The following is a 19,252-nucleotide window of genomic DNA, read 5'->3' as shown; positions in this document are numbered from 1 at the left end:
ATCCGAACGCGGACTGTCGCCTTCGCCGGCTAGCGAAAAAATGAAATAATATCAATTACTTACTAGTTTTGGTGGGCTGGATGGGACTCGAACCCATGACCCCAGAATTAAAAGTTCCGTGCTCTACCATCTGAGCTACCAGCCCTTCGCCAAGCCGCCCTGTCGTCCGTTGCCGAACAAAATACCCCGAAACGCTGCAAACCGAAAATGCAGACGAGGTCCGCAATATCTGTTTCCGGATCGTCGGCCGAAGCCAGGGTGGGCGTCTTCGTGAGCCGCCTGTGGCGACCGCGAAATTGGGGCGGAACATAGGGAGAGTGCTTCGGCGGGTCAACCGGAAAAACAACCTTTTCAGCAGCTTGTTGGAAACGGCGTCCGGGCGCCGACCAAAATCCTGTTCGAACGCACGGTGACAAGCAAAAATACCTGTAGTTTCAGCGCCTTGGTGATTTTCTGGAACTAACGCTGCAAGCGAGACGTTCATGCAAACGAGGGATGCTTATGCTTTCGTAGCAGGAGATTATGATGAGTAAGCTTCTTTCGAGCCTTTGCGCCTCGTTTCTTACGCTTTCCGTTGCCGTTTCTCCCGTTGTGCCAGCTGGCGCGGGGGAGATAAACATTCCGAGGCCGGCAACGGTGCAGCCGAATAACGAGGGTCTGCAGACGGTCCAGTATCGGAGACGTGCCGGCGGCGTCCGCTGGCACGGACCACGAGGTGGCGGCGCCGCGTGGCGCGGGCCTCGCGGTGTCAGTAGCGTGCGATGGCGTCATGGAATAGGCGGCAGAAGCGTCGTGCGATGGCACGGGCCTCGTGGTCGCGGCGTAGCATGGCATGGCATAGGCGCCAGGCCCGTCGCGCGCTGGCATGGTCCGCGTGGTGGCGTGTGGCGCGGCAACGCCTTCTATTGGCATGGGTATCGCGGCTTCCGCACCGCCCGGCCGGGCTTCCGCTTCTACAACGGCTGGTGGTTCCCGGCAGCTGCTTTCGCAGGTGGAGCGATTGCTGGTCCCACCTTCTATATGTCCAACCCCCATGCGCAGTGGTGTGCCAACCGCTTCCGGTCGTATCGGCCTGCGGACAACACCTTCCAGCCCTTCAACGGGCCGCGGCGCCAGTGCGTCTCGCCCTTTGGCTGATGACTGTCGAAAAACACTCTGGGCCCGCATTGGGAAATGCGGGCTCTATAATTTCTGCGTCGACTTCTAGGTCTTGGTGAGCGTGCGGCGCACCGCGTCGCGCCAGCCTTTCAGCTTGGCCACACGCTGTTTCTCGTCCATCCGCGATTCGAATCGACGGTCGAGCGCCCAGGATTGGGCGAATGTCTTTTCATCGGGCCACACCCCTGCCCGCGAGCCGGCAAGCCAGGCAGCACCCAGGGCGGTGGTTTCCAAGGTGGTCGGCCTGTCGACCGGCGCATCGAGAATGTCGGCGAGGCGCTGCATAGTCCAGTCCGAGGCGACCATGCCACCGTCGACGCGCAGGACCGTCTTCCAGGAATTGACCTTCCAGTCCTTCTTCATCGCGTCGAGCAGGTCCCGCGTCTGGAAGGCGACCGATTCGAGCGCGGCACGCGCGAATTCGGCCGGGCCTGTGTTGCGCGTCAGGCCGAATATCGCCCCCCGCGCCTCGGCATCCCAATGCGGAGCACCGAGGCCGACGAAGGCAGGCACCAGATAGATGTTTTGGGTATCGTCGGCGTGATTTGCGAGTTCGCCGCTGTGCTCGGCTTTGCCGATGACCTTGATGCCGTCGCGCAGCCACTGCACGGCCGCGCCGGCGACGAAGATCGAGCCCTCGAGCGCGTATGTGGTTTTGCCGTTCAGCCGATAGGCGATCGTGGTCAGCAGCCGGTTCTTTGAGCTGACGAAATCGGCGCCCGTGTTCAACAGCGCAAAGCAGCCCGTGCCGTAGGTCGATTTCATCATGCCCGGCTCGAAGCAGGCTTGGCCGATGGTGGCCGCCTGCTGGTCGCCGGCAACGCCCATGATGGGGATTTCAGCGCCGAACAGCTCCTTGTCCGTCACGCCGAAGTCGTCGGCGCAGTCCTTCACCTCGGGCAGCAGCGAGGCGGGAATGCGGAGGATGTCCAGAAGCTCCGGGTCCCAGGCGTTGTCGCGGATGTTGTAGACCAGCGTGCGCGAGGCGTTGGTGGCATCGGTGGCGTGGACCTTGCCGCCGGTCAGCCGCCAGATCAGAAAACTGTCGATGGTGCCGGCGAGCAACTCGCCCTTCTCCGCCCGCTTGCGCGCACCCTTCACCTTGTCGAGCAGCCAGGCGATCTTGGTTCCGGAGAAATAGGGATCGAGCAGCAGCCCGGTCTTGCGCGCGAAAAGCGGCTCAAGCCCCTGCGCCTTCAGCTTTCGGCAAAGCGAAGCGGTACGGCGATCCTGCCAGACGATGGCATTGTGGATCGGCTTTCCCGTCTCCTCGTCCCAGATGACCACGGTTTCGCGCTGGTTGGTGATGCCGATGGCGGCAATGTCGGTCGGACGGCAGTTGGCCTGCTGCAGCGCTGTCCGGCAAGTGGCGACAACGCTTTGCCAGATGTCTTCCGGATCGTGCTCGACCCAGCCGGAGGCGGGAAAATGCTGCGGAAATTCCTGCTGGCCGACACCGATGGCGCGCCTGTCCTGATTGAAGACGATGGCGCGGCTCGAGGTCGTGCCCTGATCGATTGCCAGCACCAGACCGTTCATTCGCGCTCCCCCTTCATGCCTTTGAAGCATTCGATGGGGATGGCGGGAACGAATGTCAAACGAAAACTAACGAAACGGCCAGCATAAGATTTCAAAGACTGGTTTCGATCAGCTGGACCTCGGCCTCGCGGCAGATCCTGCGGATTTCCTCGCTGTTGCAGCGGTCGGTGATGAAGGTGTCGACCTGCGAGAGATGACCGATACGCACCGGCGCCATGCGCTCGAATTTCGTCGCGTCGGCGACCAGGATGACATGGCGCGCATTGGCGATGATGGCCTGCGCCACCTTCACCTCGCGAAAGTCGAAATCGAGCAGGCCGCCGTCCTCGTCGATTGCCGAGGTGCCGATGACGGCATAATCGACCTTGAATTGCTTGATGAAATCGACCGCCGCCTCGCCGACGATGCCGCCATCCGAGCCGCGCACGACGCCTCCCGAGATCACGACCTCGATCTCCGGATATACGCGCATCCTATTGGCGACATTGATGTTATTGGTAATCACCATCAGGCCGGTGTGGTCGAGAAGCGCCTTGCTGACCGCTTCGGTGGTAGTGCCGATGTTGATGAAGAGCGAGGCCTTGTCGGGGATCAGGCGGGCCGCCGCACGGCCGATCGCCTCTTTCTCCTCGGCCGCAATCTTGCGGCGGGCCTCGTATTCGACGTTCTCGATGCCAGAGGGAAACAGCGCGCCGCCATGGATGCGGCTGAGCAGCCGCTGGTCGCATAGGTCGTTGAGATCCTTGCGGATTGTCTGCGGGGTGACGCCGAAATGGGTCGCCAGTTCATCGACCAGAACACGGCCCGAATCCTTGGCCATCTGGATTATTTCGGCATGCCGCGGCGACAGGAACACAAAACAACTCCAGTCTTCGTTTCCGCATACATTAATGCAAAACGAAAGGCGGCGGAAGTTGGGCCGTTTGGCGGCCCAACCACGTTATTCACAGCGATAGCAAAGCTGCGATTTCCGTGATGACCGCAAAGGCGTCCCGCACATCCTGCTCGGTCGCCTCGAACTGGCCGGCCTGGAAGCGGATGGCAAAGCGCCCGTCGACGCGCGTCTGGGTGAGGTAGATGCGGCCGTCGTCGTTGATGGCGTTGAGAAGCCGCTGGTTGTGCGCATCGAGATCGGCAACGCCTGTCGGCGCGTGGCGGAACGAGAACAGCGACAGCATGGGCTCCGTCATGATCTCGAAGCCGGGCTCTTCACCGAGCCGCGCCGCAAGCGCTTCCGCCCAGGCTACGTGATTGCGGATCATCTGGCGCAGCCCCTCCAGCCCGTGCGCGCGCAGCAGGAACCAAAGCTTCAGCGCGCGGAAGCGACGGCCGAGCGGCACCGACCATTCGGAGTAGTTGATGATGCCGTCTTTGCCGTGCGTCTTGAGATATTCAGGCTTGATGGCCAGCGTGCGGACGAGCACGTCGGGGTCGCGCACGAACTGCACCGAGCAGTCGAACTGCGCGCCGAGCCATTTGTGCGGATTGAAGACGATCGAATCCACGCCTTCGATGCCGGTCCAGAAGTGCCGGAATTCTGGGCAGATCATGGCCGATCCGGCCCAGGCCGCATCGACATGCAGATAGAGGCCGTATTTCTGCGCAATCGCAGCCACGGCGACGACGTCGTCGGTGCCGCCGACGCTGGTGCCGCCCACGCAGGCAATGATGCCCGCCGGCAGGAAGCCGCTCTCCTTGTCGGCCAGGATCGCCGCTTCGAGCGCCGCCACATCCATCGCGCGGAACTTTCCGTCAGCCGGAATGCGGACGAGATTGTCCTCGCCGACGCCGGAAACCCAGATGGCGCGGTCGATGGAGGTGTGGACCTGATCGGACGAGTAGATGCGCAGGCGGGGCTGGCCGGACAAGCCCTGCTTGTTGCCCTGCCAGGAAAGCGCGCGCTCGCGCATGCAGAGCACGGCCGCCAGAGTGGCCGACGAGGCGCTGTCCTGGATCACGCCTGAAAAGCCTTCCGGCAGTCCGAGCGCTTGGCGCAGCCAGTCGATCACTTTGGTCTCGAGTTCGGTGGCGGCGGGTGACGTCTGCCAGAGCATGCACTGCGCGGCCATCACCGTGACCAGATACTCGGCCACCACAGAAACCGGCGCCGCATTGGCCGGGAAATAAGCAAAGAAGCGCGGATGCTGCCAGTGCGTCATGCCGGGCAGAATCTTCTCCTCGAAATCGGCGAAAATCTGCTCCATGGGCTCGGCCGTTTCGGGCGGAGAGGCTGCAATGCGCGCGGCGATCTCGCCGGGCTGGGTCTGCGCCCGCACCGGCCGCTCGCGCAGGCTTTCACGATAATCCGCGCCCCATTCGGCCGCCTTCAGCGACCAATGCCGAAATTCTTCGCCGTTCAATTCATCCTCCCCTGCCCGGATCTATGTCCGTTGAAAACTATAGAGCAGAAATGTCGCCCCTCGCCCAGCCTTCCGAAATCTCGGCCACATGCTCGGCAAACCTGCCCTGCTCGATGGCGTTCCGCAGGCCCTGCATCAGGCTCTGGTAATAGGAAAGGTTGTTCCAGGTCAGCAGCATGGCGCCCAGCGCCTCCTGGGAACGCACCAGATGATGCAGATAGGCGCGCGAATAGTCGCGCGCGGCGGGGCAATCGCTTTCGTCGTCGAGCGGACGGTGGTCATCCGCGTGGCGGGCGTTGCGCAGGTTCACCTTGCCGCGGCGCGTGTAGGCGAGGCCGTGGCGGCCGGCGCGGGTCGGCATCACGCAATCGAACATGTCGATACCGCGGGCGACGGACTTTACGATGTCGTCGGGTGTGCCGACGCCCATCAGATAGCGCGGCTTGTCGGTCGGCAGTTCAGGACAGGTGATGTCGAGCATGTCGAGCATCACTTCCTGCGGCTCGCCGACCGCGAGACCGCCGACGGCATAGCCCTTGAGACCCAGGCCCGACAGCGACTGTGCCGAGCGCTCGCGCAGGCGCGGATTGTCGCCGCCCTGCACGATGCCGAACATCGCCTTGCCGGGCTGGTCGCCGAAGGCCGTCTTGCAGCGCTCGGCCCAACGCAGCGAAAGCTCCATCGCGCGCTCGATCTCGGGCTCCTTGGCCGGCAGCGCGGTGCATTCGTCTAGCTGCATCTGGATGTCGGAATCGAGCAGCCCCTGGATCTCGATCGAGCGCTCGGGCGACATTTCGTAGGGCGCGCCATCGATATGCGAGCGGAAGGTCACGCCCTGCTCGTTGATCTTGCGCAGCTTCGACAGCGACATGACCTGGAAGCCGCCGGAGTCGGTGAGGATCGGATGGGGCCAGCGGGCGAATTCGTGCAGGCCGCCAAGCTTCGCGACGCGCTCAGCACCCGGCCGCAGCATCAGGTGGTAGGTGTTGCCGAGGATGATGTCGGCGCCGAGATCGCGCACCTGATCCATATACATGGTCTTCACCGTGCCGCCGGTGCCCACGGGCATGAAGGCCGGCGTGCGGATGGTGCCGCGCGGCATGGTGATCTCGCCGCGCCGCGCCTTGCCGTCGGTGGCGAGGACTTTGAAGGTAAACTCGGTGCTCATTTATCGGTCCTGAACAGCAGGCTTGCGTCGCCGTAGGAATAGAAGCGGTAGCCGGTTTCGATTGCGTGCCGATAGGCTTCGCGCATGGTTTCCAGTCCGCTGAAGGCGGAAACCAGCATGAACAGCGTCGAACGCGGCAGGTGGAAATTGGTCATCAGCATATCTACCGCTCGGAACTTGTAGCCGGGGGTGATGAAAATGTCGGTCGCGCCGGACCAGGCGGTCATGGTGCCGTCGGGTGCTGCCGCGCTTTCTAGCAGGCGCAGCGAGGTGGTGCCGACGGCAACGACGCGGCGGCCCTCGGCGCGTGCGGCGTTGATGGCGGCGGCCGTCTCTTCCGAGACATAGCCGATCTCGGCATGCATCTTGTGGTCGGCCGTGTCGTCGGCCTTGACCGGCAGGAAGGTGCCAGCGCCGACATGCAGCGTCACGAAGCGACGCTCGATGCCGCGTGCATCGAGTGCTGCGAACAGTTCAGGCGTGAAATGAAGACCGGCGGTGGGGGCAGCAACCGCGCCCTCCTCCCGCGCATAGACGGTCTGATAGTCCTTGCGGTCGCGCTCGTCGTCCGGCCGCTTGGAGGCGATGTAAGGCGGTAGCGGGATGTGTCCGACTGCGTGCAGCGCCTCGTCGAGCAACGGGCCCGACAGGTCGAAGGCGAGCAAGACTTCACCCGCCTCGCCCTTTTCGACGACGGTGGCGTCGAGCCCGCCAAGCATGCAGGCCTCGGCGCTGTGGCCGAACTGGATGCGATCGCCCTCGGCAACGCGCTTGCCGGGTCGCACGAAGGCCTTCCAACGGTCGGGACCGACGCGCATGTGCAAGGTGGCATCGACATGGGCCACGGCCTCACCGCGCTGGCGGATGCCCTTCAACTGGGCGGGAATGACTTTGGTGTCGTTGAAGACGAGCACGTCACCCGGCTCGAGCAGCGACGGCAGGTCGCCGACGCGCTTGTCCTCGAGCGGCTCGCCAGGGTGCACCAGCAAAAGCTTCGCGCAATCGCGCGGTTCGGCCGGGCGAAGAGCGATGCGCTCTTCCGGCAGATCGAAATCGAAAAGGTCTACGCGCATCAGTACAGTCGGATCATCAAGGCTCCGACGAGCAGCAGCACCGCGCCGACGATGCGGCCCATGGAGATTTCGCGGACGGCCACGCCGAGGAAACCGACACGGTCGACCATCATGCCCGCCAAGAGCTGCCCTGCCACGAGGAACGCCATGAGCGCCGCCGCGCCGATGCGCGGCGTGAGAAACACCGAGCTCGTCACATAGACCGCGCCCAGCGCGCCGCCTGCCAGGAACATCCAGGGTGCGGGCGCACGCCAGTCTATCTCAAGGCCCTGCGTCCTCGTCGTAAAGAAGGTGATGAGGCTCAGAACCACCGCACCGGCAAGGAAGGAAATGGCGGCCGCGGCGACGGGCACGCCCAGCCCGCGCGCGAGTTGGGCATTGATCGGCGCCTGAATGGCGATGAAAGCGCCAGACAGGATACCGAGCAGAGACCAGAGAACATTCGCCACGGCCGTGTATTCCTTATTCGGCGACGTCGGCCGCGACCTTCATCGACACGATCTTGTCGGGATCCTGCACCGGCTCGCCGCGCTTGATCTTGTCGACATTCTCCATGCCTTCGATGACCTGGCCCCAGACCGAGTACTGGCGGTTGAGGAAGCTGGCGTCCTCAAAGCAGATGAAGAACTGCGAGTTGGCGGAGTTCGGGTTCTGCGCGCGCGCCATCGAGCAGGTACCGCGGCCGTGGTTCATGTTGGAGAACTCGGCCTTCAGGTCCGGCTTGTCCGAGCCGCCCATGCCGGCGCGGGCCGGGTTGAAGTTCGGGCCGTCCGACTTGCCGAACTTGACGTCGCCGGTCTGGGCCATGAAGCCGTCGATGACGCGGTGGAACACGACGCCGTCATAGGCGCCTTCGCGCGCCAGTTCCTTGATGCGGCCGACGTGGCCGGGAGCGAGGTCGGGAAAGAGTTCGATGACGACCTTACCCTTCGTGGTCTCCATGATGAGCGCGTTTTCGCGATCCTTGATTTCGGCCATGTCAGATTTCCTTTCCGGATGCCAATTACTTGCCGTCGCCGGCGATGCGCACCTTGATCATGCGATCGGGTTCGCTGACAACCCCGTTGGCGGCGGGATCACCCTTTTTTATCTTATCGACCAATTCCATACCGCTCTCGACGTTCCCGACGATGGTGTAGTTGCCGTCGAGGCCGGGGTTCGGGGCGTACATGATGAAGAACTGCGAATTCGCCGAATTCGGGTTCTGCGCACGCGCCATGCCGACGGTGCCACGGATATAGTGCTCACTGGAGAACTCGGCCGGCAGGTTGGGCAGATCCGAGCCGCCCGTGCCGGCGCGGTCAGCATCAAAACCCTTGGCCATGTTGCCGAACTTCACGTCGCCGGTCTGGGCCATGAAGCCATCGATGACGCGGTGGAAGGCGACATTGTCGTAAGCGCCTTCACGCACGAGCTTCTTGATCTGCGCGACATGCTTGGGCGCCAGGTCCGGCCGCAGCGCGACGGTGACGTCGCCGTCCTTGAGCGTGATGACCATGGTGTTGTCGGGGTCGGCCGCCCAGGCGGGAAGCGAGGCGGCAACAAGGCCAGCCATGACGACGAATGACGAAGCGAGCCTCTTGAACTGCATGAAGGTTCTCTCCTGTTGCTCTAGCTTGAGAATTTGGCGGCCAGGGCGTCGGCGACGACTTCTGGCACGAAAGGACGAATGTTGCCGCCCATCGACGCTATCTGGCGAACGAGTGTGGCGGTAATGGTACGCACCGACGGGCTGGCCGGCAGGAACACGGTCTGCAGTTCCGGCGCCATGGTCTCGTTCATGCCAGCCATCTGCATTTCGTAGTCAAGGTCGGTGCCGTCGCGCAGGCCGCGGATCATGATCGAGGCGCCGTGTTTGCGGGCGGCATCGATGACGAGGCCGCTGAACGCCACCACCTTGATACGCCGGCTTTCCGCACCGAACTCGTCGGCTGCGGCCTTCTCGATCAGATGCACACGCTCCTCGAACGAGAACAGCGGCTTCTTGTTCGCCTGTACGCCAATGGCAGCATAGACCAAGTCGGCGACGGCGAGCGAGGCCTTCAGCACGTCGAGATGGCCGTTGGTGAGAGGGTCGAAGGACCCGGCATAGATGGCAACGCGATTGGTCATTGCGTGTTTCTAACGCATTACCCTAAAAATCGAAATCGATTTTTAGGCAGGATTATGCGTGAATTCAAAGCGTTACAGCGTCCTTTAACTGCCCTTTGGGACGCTTTGGGCCGTAATGGCTACTCGGCTCAAAGGCAATCTGCCGGCTCGCCAACGCCGAACTGCGAGTGAACGGAGCGATCACAACAAGTTCAAGTCACGACATGTAACGTCATCTGGAAAGCATGAAACCAAACCTCCAAATCAAGCGTTGGAGGGTCAGGAGAACAAGACCATGATGATTTACATGCTTGCTGCTGCAATGACCGTGGCCATGCTGATTGCAACCGCAGTCGGTCTCCATCAGGAGTCGCAACGCCTGCGCTTCAAGGAGCAGAAGGTGCGCTCCAAGGGCTTCGGCCGCCGTTGACCGCCCTCACCGCCTCGCTTCCTCCCGACGAGGCGGTTCTCGCGTCGGAGCTGTCGAAAGCCTCCGACAGATCTTTCGTTAAATGATCCATCGGCTTGGTAGAGCCCCATTCCTATCAAAAGGAACGGGGCTCTGATTTTACGCGGGAGCGAGCGCTTATTCCGCGACCTCTTCAGCCGCTCCTTCAGCCCCTCCGTTGCCTTCCTCGCCTTCAGCTTCCGGCTCGGAAATCCGCTCGACGGAGACCACCTTCTCGCCTTCGGCGGTGTTGAAGATGGTGACGCCCTTGGTGGCGCGGCTGGCGATGCGAATGCCGTCGACCGGCACGCGGATCACCTGGCCGCCGTCGGAAACCAGCATGATCTGGTCTTCGTTGGCCACCGGGAAGGCGGCAACGAGACGACCGATTTCCGCAGCCTTCGACACGTCGGTGGCGCGGATGCCCTTGCCGCCACGGCCCGTCAGACGGAAATCGTAGGACGAGGAACGCTTGCCGTAGCCATATTCGGTGACGGTGAGCACGAACTGCTCGCGCACCTTAAGCTCTTCGTAGCGCTCGGCCGACAGGCTGGTCTCCTCGCCGATTTCCTCGTTGGTGAGAGCGACTTCCTCCTCCTCGCCAGTAGCGAGTCTACGCTCGGCGCCCGATTGCTTGAGGTAGGCGGCGCGCTCCGCCGGCGTGGCATCGACGCCATGAAGGATGGTCATCGAGATAGCGCGGTCGGTATCGGCCATGGCAACGCCGCGAACGCCGATGGAATTGCGGCCTGCGAAGACGCGCACGTCCGTAACCGGGAAGCGGATGCACTGGCCGGAGGCGGCCGTCAGCAACACGTCGTCGAACTCGGTGCAGGTTTCGACGCCGAGGATCTCGTCGCCTTCCTCCTCGAGCTTCATGGCGATCTTGCCGTTGCGCTTCACGTCGACGAAGTCGGACAGCTTGTTGCGGCGCACGGTGCCGCGCGTGGTCGCGAACATCACGTCGAGCTCACCCCAGCTTGCCTCGTCTTCGGGCAGCGGCAGGATGGCGGTGATGCGGTCGCCATGCTCGATCGGCAGCATGTTGATGAGCGCCTTGCCCCGCGACTGCGGGTTGCCCACCGGCAGGCGCCAGACCTTTTCCTTGTAGACGATGCCGCGCGAGGAGAAGAACAGCACCGGCGTATGCGTGTTGGCCACGAACAGCCGGCTGACGAAATCCTCGTCCTTGGTCGACATACCGGAGCGGCCTTTGCCGCCACGATTCTGCGCTCGATAAATCGAGAGCGGCACGCGCTTGATGTAGCCGCCATGCGTGACGGTGACGACCATGTCCTCGCGCTGGATGAGGTCCTCGTCCTCCATGTCGGCGCCGCCTTCGGACAGCTCCGTGCGGCGCGGCGTGCCAAACTCGTCGCGAACCAGCGCAAGCTCGTCCTTGACGATCTGCTGGATGCGCGCACGCGACGACAGGATGTCGAGATAGTCGGTGATCTCGGCGCCGATCGTGTTCAACTCGTCGGCGATTTCGTCACGACCAAGTGCTGTAAGGCGCTGCAGGCGCAGTTCGAGGATGGCGCGGGCCTGTTCCTCGGACAGATTGTAGGTGCCGTCGTCGTTGATGCGATGGCGCGGATCGTCGATCAGGCGGATCAGGCTTTCCACATCGCTCGCTGGCCAGCGGCGCTCCATCAACTGGTCGCGCGCCGACTGCGGATCGGGCGCGGTGCGGATCAGCTTGATCACTTCGTCGATGTTGGCGACGGCAATGGCCAAGCCCACCAAGACGTGGGCACGGTCACGCGCCTTGCGCAGCAGGTATTTCGTGCGGCGGCTGATCACCTCTTCGCGGAAGCCGACGAAGGCCTTCAGCATATCGACCAGCGTCAGCACTTCCGGCTTGCCGCCGTTGAGCGCCACCATATTGGCGCCGAACGAGGTCTGCAGCGGCGTGAAGCGATAGAGCTGATTGAGGATGACCTCGGCATTCGCATCGCGCTTGAGCTCGATGACGACGCGGTAGCCCTGGCGGTCGGACTCGTCGCGGATGTCGGAGATGCCTTCGATGCGCTTGTCGCGCACCAGTTCGGCCATCTTCTCGATCATCGTCGCCTTGTTCACCTGATAGGGGACCTCGGAGACGATGATGGCTTCGCGCTCGTTGCGGATCTTTTCGATCTCGACACGACCGCGCATGACGATGGAGCCGCGCCCGCTGGAATAGGCGCTGTAGATGCCGGAGCGGCCAAGCACGATGCCGCCGGTCGGGAAATCCGGGCCCGGAATGATCTCCATCAGCGATGGCAAGTCCATCACCGGATTGTCGATGAGGGCGATCGCGCCGTTGCACACTTCGGCGAGATTGTGCGGTGGGATGTTGGTCGCCATACCGACCGCAATGCCGCCCGAACCGTTGACCAGAAGGTTGGGGAAGCGCGCCGGCAGAACGCGGGGCTCCTTGCCCGAGGCGTCATAGGTCTCCTGGAAATCGACGGTATCCTTGTCGATGTCCTCCAGAAGCTCATGCGCGACCTTGGTCAGGCGAGCTTCCGTGTAACGCATCGCCGCCGGCGGATCGCCGTCGATGGAGCCGTAATTGCCCTGCCCGTCGATCATGGGCACACGCAACGACCAGTCCTGCGCCATGCGAACCAAGGCGTCATAGATCGAGGCGTCGCCGTGCGGGTGGTATTTACCCATCACGTCGGCGACGGGGCGAGCCGACTTCACATATTTTCGGTTCCAGTGGTAGCCGCTCTCGTGCGAGGCATAGAGGATGCGGCGATGAACCGGCTTGAGGCCGTCGCGCACGTCCGGAAGCGCACGACTGACGATGACGCTCATCGCATAGTCGAGATAGGAGCGCTGCATCTCCTCGATAATCGAGACAGGCTCGATGTCGGAGGGGCCGCCGGGTCCACCCGGTATCTTCTGGTCGGTCAAATCAGATCACTGAGTCCGTTGGAATCAACCTTCTTTATATAGGAACGACTCGGAATTCTCCAACTTCGGCCGCTCTTTTCCAGAACTGCTTTTCCATCGATAATTCAAATGGATAAATGGAAAAGCGATGACCCTGCGGCACCTGCGCGGAAAATAACGAACCCACCATACGAAGCGGCCGCTTTGGGGCTGGCGCTACGCACGGCGTCAGGCTAGCTTGCGGGCGGGAGGATGATCGATGCAAAGTTTCGACAGTGTTTTCAATGCCTTCGTGACCATACTCGTCACTATCGATCCTCCCGGACTGGCGCCGCTCTTCCTGGCACTGACGCGCGGCATGACACGCCAGGAGCGACAGCAGGTGTCGATCCGCGCCAGCGTGATCGGCTTCGGCGTGCTGGCGCTTTTCGCAATTGCCGGCTCAGCGATCCTCTCGGTATTCGGCATCACCCTGCCCGCCTTCCGCGTGGCCGGCGGCATGCTCCTGTTCTTCATCGCCTTCGAGATGGTTTTCGAAAAGCGGCAGGACCGGAAGGAGAAGATCTCCGACGTCGCCATCACGCGCGACCACATCCACAACCTCGCCGCCTTTCCGCTGGCAATCCCCCTGATCGCGGGTCCCGGCGCCATCTCGGCGACGGTGCTTTTGTCCGGTTCGTTCCAGGGCTGGATGGCACAGGTAACGCTTGTCGGAATCATCCTAGCCTGCCTGATCCTGACTTATCTGGTCTTCGTGCTTGCCGAACGCATCGACGGCCTGCTCGGCCAGACCGGCCGCTCGATCCTGACGCGACTGCTGGGCGTGATCCTTGCGGCGCTGGCGGTTCAGTTCGTTGCCGACGGCATCAAGGCGCTCGCGGCGTCGTAGGAGTTATCCGCCATTGCATTGAGGCGCGGTCGGCACATATCTCCGCCGGATCGGCAGCTTGTCCCCTTCGGGCACCACGCAAGATATCGTGAGACACAAAACGACGTCGCTCCCTATATAATCCTATCGAAGAACGACGTGACCACGGAGCGAAGCGAAGCCCCATAAGTCCAAGGCGTAAGCGACTTCAACGTCGAGGACCGCCTTCCTTGCATCGATGTCAGCGTTTTCACGGCCAAGTGCTTGCTACTCTTGTTAGGAGAGCTCAGACATGGCGGAGTCGTTGCATCCAGCGGCAGTGGATCATCTGCCCTTTTTCATCACCGCGCCGGGGCAGACGGATGTTCTCCTCGTCGTGATGGTCATATTCATTCTGGTGATCATCTTCCTGGTCGGGGTCTTGTACTTTCGGCTTCACGCCCTGCCCGAGCACATGGCGCATGGTGCCAGCAAGGGGCAGCTACAGCTGGTTGCCGTGCTGGCACTGATTGCCCTGTTTACGCACAATCACCTGTTCTGGATTGCGGCACTGCTCCTGGCACTGATCGAGTTTCCGGATTTTTCAAGTCCCATGAACTCAATTGCCAGATCGCTTCGGAGGATCGCCGGCCAAGGCGCCCCGCCCCCCGAGCCGGTGCCGACGGAAGCCCAAGGGACGCCGACAGAAACCAAGGAGACGCCCGCAACAGCCCATCCCGCCCAGACGGAGCCTCAAAAGCCGCATGCGGTTCAGACCGAACCTCAGTTGTCGCCGGTCGAACTCGACCCGGCTCCCGGCGACGAACTTTCCGAACGCAGGGGATGAGCCATGCTTGAATTCATGATCTGCTCCCTGCTTACGATCTTTCCGGACTATCTCTTCCGCCGCTATGTCCAGGGCAAGAGAATTGGCCACGAGATCAACCTCTATTCGATGTGGTTCGAGCTGCGGTGGGGCATAACCGCTTGCGTGATCCTCACCCTATCGCTGATCACCGCGATCTTCTACTTCCACCCCTCCACCAGCAACGTTACGGCCATCTTCCGGACTGTCACCATCCTGCCGGAAATAAACGGCCGCGTCGCAGAGGTCTATGTCGGCACCAACGACAAGGTGGCGGAAGGCGCTCCGCTATTCCGGCTGGACGACGAGAAGCAAAAGGCCGCCGTCGAAACCGACCGCCGGCGCGTGGCTGAAATAGATGCCGAGACGAGTGTGACGGAAACCGAGCTGGCGGAAGCCGACGGTTTGATCGCGCAGGCCGAAGGTGCCTACCAGCAGGCTGTCGACGAATATGAAACCCAGGTCGAGTTGAACAAGCGCAATCCGAACGTCGTGGCCAGGCGTGAGATCGAGAAGCTCCAAGTCGCGACAGAATCAAAAAAGGGCGGGGTAGCCGCGGCTTTGGCGAACAAAACGACGTTGGAAACCAAAATCTCCTCGCTCCTGCCGGCGCAGAAAGCGAGCGCCGAAGCGGAATTGGCGCAGGCGCAGGTGGAGCTGGAGAAGACTGTCGTCCGCGCCGGCACGGCAGGAACAGTTCAGCAGTTTGCGCTGCGGCCGGGCGATATCGTCAACCCGTTGATCCGCTCTGCCGGCATCCTGATACCCGACAATCGCCGCGTAGCTCTGGTCGCAGGCTTCGGCCAGATCGAGTCCCAGGTCCTCAGGCAAGGGATGATCGCCGAGGTGACGTGCATCGGCAAGCCTTTCACCATCATTCCGATGGTCGTGACCGAGGTCCAGAAGGTCATTGCCGCCGGCCAGGTCCGCCCGACGGATCAGCTCGTCGATGTGCAGCAGATGGCGCGCCCCGGAACGCTGACCACCTATCTGGAGCCGCTGTACGAGGGACAACTCGACGGCATCCCTCCCGGCAGCAGTTGCATCGCCAATGCCTATACCAGCAACCATGACGAACTGGAGCACGGGAACCTGAGCACCCCGCGCTGGTTCGTCCTGCATATGATCGATGCGGTTGGGCTGGTGCATGCCATGATATTGCGCCTGCAAGCGATCTTGCTGCCAGTCCAGACGCTCGTGTTGACGGGGCACTGACAAGGCTGTTCGGCAGGCTATGACAGCTGCATTTATCTTCGTTCCACCTCGATGGAACCTGGGAAAGGTGAGAACATTTACTATCGCCATCGACTGCATTTGTCGGTGCCAAGTTCGATCGCTGCCTGTGGCCCGCTCCGATCGGAATTCTGCCTGGTTCGCCTATTGGCGAGGCCAGGAACTTGGGGGACCAGTTGAGCGCAAACGTGCTGGGTCTGCCGAAAGAAAGGTGCCCCAATGACTACTACCGATCCCACGAAAGGCGACGACATCGAGCAGATGCTGCCGACCGCCAAGGATGTGATGCGGAAGCTTGCGGTGATCGAAGGCGAGAAAGCCTCCGAAGCGATGCAGCGGGCAAAGCACATCGAGGACGAAAAGAAGCAGCTGATCGAAAAGCTGCGCAAGCCTTCCGGGCTTACCCGGGAGGAAAGGATCAAGCTAGCCGCCGGCGTAATCCAGCGAGCGGTAAACAATGGCCTCACCGAGATCGAGGTCTACCGTTTCCCCAACGAGTTATGCACCGATGGTGGACGCGCCCTCAATCAGAACGAACCGGGCTGGGAAGACACGCTGACGGGAATCCCGCGCGAAATCTATGAGCTCTGGCAAGAGCACCTGAAGCCGCGCGGCTACAAGATCCGTTATCAGACCGTCGAATATCCCGGCGGAGTTCCGGGGAAAATCGGAGTAACCTTGAGCTGGCATTAAGCGCCCTTCGTCGTGACAAAGAACGGTGTTCCCATGTTGGACAAGAAGGCAAACCGCAAAGAACTCGAGCAGATGGACCGCAAGACCTACCTCAAGGAGCTGCGCAAGCTCCAGGTAAAGCTCTGCGACCTTCAGGAATGGGTGAAATTCAAGGGACTGCGCGTCATCATCCTGTTCGAGGGCCGAGACGCTGCCGGCAAGGGCGGCACCATCAAGGCATTGACCGAGAAGGTGAGCCCGCGCGTGTTCCGGGTCGTGGCTCTTCCCGCCCCGTCCGACCGCGAAAAGACCCAGATGTTCATGCAGCGCTATATGGCCCATTTCCCGGCGGGCGGCGAAATCGTCATTTTTGACCGCAGCTGGTACAACCGGGCCGGCGTCGAACATGTGATGGGCTATTGCACCGACAGCGAATATCACCGCTTCCTGAAACTGTGCCCGGAAATCGAGAAATACGTCGTCGATGGCGGCATCCTTCTGATCAAGCTCTGGCTTGAGGTCGGGATGAAGGAGCAGAAAAAGCGGTTCGAGGCGCGCATAGACGACCCGTTGCGCCAATGGAAGCTGAGCCCGATGGATCTGGAGTCGTACCGGCGCTGGTATGACTATTCGAGAGCTCGCGACAGCATGTTGCACGCAACCCATACCGAGCACGCGCCCTGGTATGTCGTGCGCTCCGACAACAAGCGCCGCGCACGCCTCAACTGTATTTCGCAGATCCTGAAGCTGATCCCGTACGAGAAAGCGCCGAACAAGCCGGTCGTGCTGCCTAGCAGATCGACCAAGGACGCCTATGACGACCAGGCCAGCCTTCGCGATGCGTTCTTTGCGCCGCAAGAGTACTGATCGGGCCTTCGGCTAGGTCGACCCGCGATATTCGGAAAATGAGGGGCGATTGCCGCGCGCCAGCCCCGGGCGGAACTTGGACCTTGCGAGGAGGAGGAGTCCGCAGTGCTTGGCCGGCTTCCCGTTCTGACCAGCCTGAGAGGCTATCAGTCCGCCTGGATCCGTAACGACGTGACCGCCGGCCTCGCAATCGCCGCCGTGGCTATTCCAAGCGCGATTGCCTATCCCGCGATCGCCGGCTTGCCGCCGGAAGTGGGCGTCTATTCGAGCATCCTGCCGCTCGTCGGATACGCCCTATTCGGCCCCTCGCGCAAACTCATCGTCGGGCCGGATGCCGCGACGATGACGGTGCTGGCCGCAGTACTTGCGAACACGATGGCAAACACGCCCCGGGATCGTGTCGTGGTCGCGTCGGCGCTGGCCCTGGTCGTTGGCGTTTACTGCCTCATCGGCAGCAGGCTTCGCCTTGGGGTGCTGGCCGCATTCCTGTCGAAGCCGATCCTGGTCGGCTTCATCAGCGGAATTTCCATTTCCATCCTTGTAGGTCAGATAGGACGGTTCACGGGCCTGCGCATCGAGTCCGACGGGCTCATCCCGCCCTTGGTGGAACTGCTGCAAAAATCCAGTTCGATCCACTGGCCGTCAGTCTTGTTCGGCGTTGCGATGCTGGTCATCCTGATTGCGCTCAAGCGCTCGCCAATTCCCGGCCCGGTGGTGGTCGTCGTCATCGCCGTTGCGGCCTCGGCGCTTTTCGACTTCGAAGGCAGGGGCATCAAGGTGGTGGGCACCCTGCCCCGGTCGCTTCCTGCCCTCTCCTTCCCACTCTCACCGACAATATCCGCCAGGGATCTTCTGTTAGGGGGCGCCGCCGTCTGGCTGGTCGGCTTCGGCTCGGGGCTCGTTACCGCGCGAAGCTTTGCCGCGCGCGAGAAATTGGAAGTGGACGCCAATGCCGAACTCAACGGCTTCGGGGCGGCCAACATCGCATCGGGCCTGTTCAGCGGCTTTCCGGTAACCGTTTCGGACTCGCGCACCGCAACCAACATCTCGGTTGGCGGCCGCTCGCAGCTGGCCGGGCTTGTGGCCGCGCTGGCGCTTACGATCTCGCTTTTCTATCTCAACGATGCACTCAGGCTGATGCCCCAACCGGCGCTCGGCGCCATCCTTGTCGCTGCCGCGATCAGCCTCATCGACGTCAAAAGCCTGCGCGAGATCTGGCACATCAGCAAGTTGGAGTTCGCCTTTGCGCTGATCGGCATGTGGGGCGCAATCAGCCTTGGCGTGCTCCAAGGAGTGGTGATCGCCGTCGCGGGCACCCTGCTTTACGTGCTTCTGAAGGAGATGCGCCCGCGGGACGCCCTGCTCGGCCAAATCCCCGGCCAGCACGGCTTCTACAAGCTGCACAGGTCGAAGCTGGCCCGGCCCGTTTCCGGCCTGGCGATCTGCCTGATCCAGGGAAGCCTGCTGTTCTTCAACGTGGATTACGTGAAAGCGCGGCTGAGAGCGATCCTGGAAGGCCTTCCCAAGGACACGCGATGGTTCGTGCTCGACGCAAGTGCCATCGTCCAGATCGATTCGACGGCGGCAGAAATGCTGGAAGAGATCCGGGAGGCATGCGCCGAACGCGGCCTCGCCTTCGGCCTTGCTGAACTGCATATCGAGCCGACTGACATTCTGGAGCGGGCGGGCCTGCTCCAGAAAGTAGGCGAGGCAATGATCTTCGACGACCTCGAAGACGTGGCGACCGCTTTCGACAAGGGCCAGCAGTCGCCGAAACCGCAGCTGGATGACCGCGCTTAGAGCGGCGGCCATCCTGACGGATGCCCTGATCCGCTATATCTTATTGTTTTAGCCGCATTTGTGCGACGCCAAGCGGCTCCGCTGGGCTGGAAAATGCTCTAGAACGGTAAAGACCACCATAGATGTAAACTGCGAGAGAGAACGAAAGCAATTTCCGACGCTTATCATCGGTACAGCATCTCTCCATTTCTCATTCTGTAAACTATCGACCGTTTTACGCCTCCCTTTTGGGCTAAAGTTTACATTCT

The 19,252-nt window shown here is 61.9% G+C and carries 18 protein-coding genes and 1 tRNA gene; 8 read left to right on the top strand and 11 right to left on the bottom strand.

The window, feature by feature from the left end; translation table 11 throughout:
* Window positions 1-69: 69 nt before the first annotated feature.
* Window positions 70-145: transfer RNA gene (locus tag C7I85_RS16295), tRNA-Lys, on the bottom strand.
* Window positions 146-882: 737 nt separating this feature from the next.
* Here C7I85_RS16295 and C7I85_RS31675 point away from each other — a divergent pair.
* A complete protein-coding gene (locus tag C7I85_RS31675) occupies window positions 883-1,137 on the top strand; it encodes a BA14K family protein (RefSeq protein ID WP_428832866.1) in 255 nt (84 codons plus the stop codon).
* Between the two features lie 66 nt (window positions 1,138-1,203).
* Here the strand turns inward: C7I85_RS31675 and glpK are convergent, their stop codons facing one another.
* The 9 genes from glpK to coaD all read right to left on the bottom strand — a co-directional run bounded on the left by glpK (window position 1,204) and on the right by coaD (window position 9,410).
* Window positions 1,204-2,697, bottom strand: a complete 1,494-nt coding sequence (glpK, locus tag C7I85_RS16285; protein ID WP_106725039.1) for a glycerol kinase GlpK — start codon at window positions 2,695-2,697, stop codon at window positions 1,204-1,206.
* Between the two features lie 91 nt (window positions 2,698-2,788).
* Complete coding sequence (locus tag C7I85_RS16280) at window positions 2,789-3,553, bottom strand: DeoR/GlpR family DNA-binding transcription regulator (RefSeq protein ID WP_106725038.1); 765 nt, start codon at window positions 3,551-3,553, stop codon at window positions 2,789-2,791.
* Window positions 3,554-3,641: 88 nt separating this feature from the next.
* Entirely contained in the window at window positions 3,642-5,057 is a 1,416-nt protein-coding gene (locus tag C7I85_RS16275) for a pyridoxal phosphate-dependent decarboxylase family protein (RefSeq protein WP_106725037.1), read from the bottom strand.
* Window positions 5,058-5,094: 37 nt separating this feature from the next.
* A complete protein-coding gene (tgt, locus tag C7I85_RS16270; protein WP_106725036.1) occupies window positions 5,095-6,225 on the bottom strand; it encodes a tRNA guanosine(34) transglycosylase Tgt in 1,131 nt (376 codons plus the stop codon).
* Window positions 6,222-7,298 carry a tRNA preQ1(34) S-adenosylmethionine ribosyltransferase-isomerase QueA gene (queA, locus tag C7I85_RS16265; RefSeq protein ID WP_106725035.1) on the bottom strand — a complete coding sequence of 359 codons (1,077 nt, stop codon included), beginning with the start codon at window positions 7,296-7,298 and terminating at the stop codon, window positions 6,222-6,224. The genes tgt and queA overlap by 4 nt, the downstream gene beginning before the upstream one ends.
* Window positions 7,298-7,747: a DMT family transporter gene (locus C7I85_RS16260; protein ID WP_106725034.1), complete on the bottom strand. Its 450-nt coding sequence runs from the start codon at window positions 7,745-7,747 to the stop codon at window positions 7,298-7,300. Before C7I85_RS16260 ends, queA begins: the two co-directional genes overlap by 1 nt.
* 13 nt (window positions 7,748-7,760) lie before the next feature.
* Window positions 7,761-8,276: a peptidylprolyl isomerase gene (locus tag C7I85_RS16255; RefSeq protein ID WP_106725033.1), complete on the bottom strand. Its 516-nt coding sequence runs from the start codon at window positions 8,274-8,276 to the stop codon at window positions 7,761-7,763.
* Between the two features lie 25 nt (window positions 8,277-8,301).
* Complete coding sequence (locus tag C7I85_RS16250) at window positions 8,302-8,889, bottom strand: peptidylprolyl isomerase (protein ID WP_106725032.1); 588 nt, start codon at window positions 8,887-8,889, stop codon at window positions 8,302-8,304.
* A 20-nt stretch (window positions 8,890-8,909) separates the two neighbouring features.
* Window positions 8,910-9,410 (bottom strand): pantetheine-phosphate adenylyltransferase, encoded by a 501-nt coding sequence (gene coaD / locus C7I85_RS16245; RefSeq protein WP_106725031.1) that lies wholly within the window; start codon window positions 9,408-9,410, stop codon window positions 8,910-8,912.
* Between the two features lie 274 nt (window positions 9,411-9,684).
* Between coaD and C7I85_RS32025 the strand changes: the two genes are divergently transcribed.
* On the top strand, window positions 9,685-9,819 hold the full coding sequence (locus tag C7I85_RS32025) for a hypothetical protein (protein ID WP_280954380.1): 135 nt from the start codon (window positions 9,685-9,687) through the stop codon (window positions 9,817-9,819).
* 156 nt (window positions 9,820-9,975) lie between these two features.
* Here C7I85_RS32025 and gyrA read toward each other — a convergent pair whose 3' ends face one another.
* On the bottom strand, window positions 9,976-12,741 hold the full coding sequence (gene gyrA, locus C7I85_RS16240) for a DNA gyrase subunit A (RefSeq protein ID WP_106725030.1): 2,766 nt from the start codon (window positions 12,739-12,741) through the stop codon (window positions 9,976-9,978).
* A 238-nt stretch (window positions 12,742-12,979) separates the two neighbouring features.
* Between gyrA and C7I85_RS16235 the strand changes: the two genes are divergently transcribed.
* The 6 genes from C7I85_RS16235 (at window position 12,980) to C7I85_RS16210 (ending at window position 19,004) form a co-directional block, all read left to right on the top strand.
* Window positions 12,980-13,609: a MarC family protein gene (locus C7I85_RS16235; RefSeq protein ID WP_106725029.1), complete on the top strand. Its 630-nt coding sequence runs from the start codon at window positions 12,980-12,982 to the stop codon at window positions 13,607-13,609.
* 271 nt (window positions 13,610-13,880) lie between these two features.
* The gene (locus tag C7I85_RS16230; protein ID WP_106725028.1) at window positions 13,881-14,414 is read left to right on the top strand and encodes a hypothetical protein; all 534 of its coding nucleotides are present in this window, start codon (window positions 13,881-13,883) and stop codon (window positions 14,412-14,414) included.
* Between the two features lie 3 nt (window positions 14,415-14,417).
* Window positions 14,418-15,647, top strand: a complete 1,230-nt coding sequence (locus C7I85_RS16225; RefSeq protein ID WP_106725027.1) for an HlyD family secretion protein — start codon at window positions 14,418-14,420, stop codon at window positions 15,645-15,647.
* Between the two features lie 279 nt (window positions 15,648-15,926).
* Entirely contained in the window at window positions 15,927-16,358 is a 432-nt protein-coding gene (locus tag C7I85_RS16220; RefSeq protein WP_428832867.1) for a hypothetical protein, read from the top strand.
* 33 nt (window positions 16,359-16,391) lie between these two features.
* Window positions 16,392-17,204 (top strand): polyphosphate kinase 2, encoded by an 813-nt coding sequence (gene ppk2, locus C7I85_RS16215; protein WP_106725025.1) that lies wholly within the window; start codon window positions 16,392-16,394, stop codon window positions 17,202-17,204.
* A 105-nt stretch (window positions 17,205-17,309) separates the two neighbouring features.
* Window positions 17,310-19,004 (top strand): SulP family inorganic anion transporter, encoded by a 1,695-nt coding sequence (locus tag C7I85_RS16210; protein WP_106725024.1) that lies wholly within the window; start codon window positions 17,310-17,312, stop codon window positions 19,002-19,004.
* Window positions 19,005-19,252 lie beyond the last annotated feature (248 nt).

The sequence above is a fragment of the Pseudaminobacter soli (ex Li et al. 2025) genome (genome assembly GCF_003012705.1).
GTDB lineage: Bacteria > Pseudomonadota > Alphaproteobacteria > Rhizobiales > Rhizobiaceae > Pseudaminobacter > Pseudaminobacter soli.
This window is presented reverse-complemented; position numbering and strand designations above follow the sequence as displayed.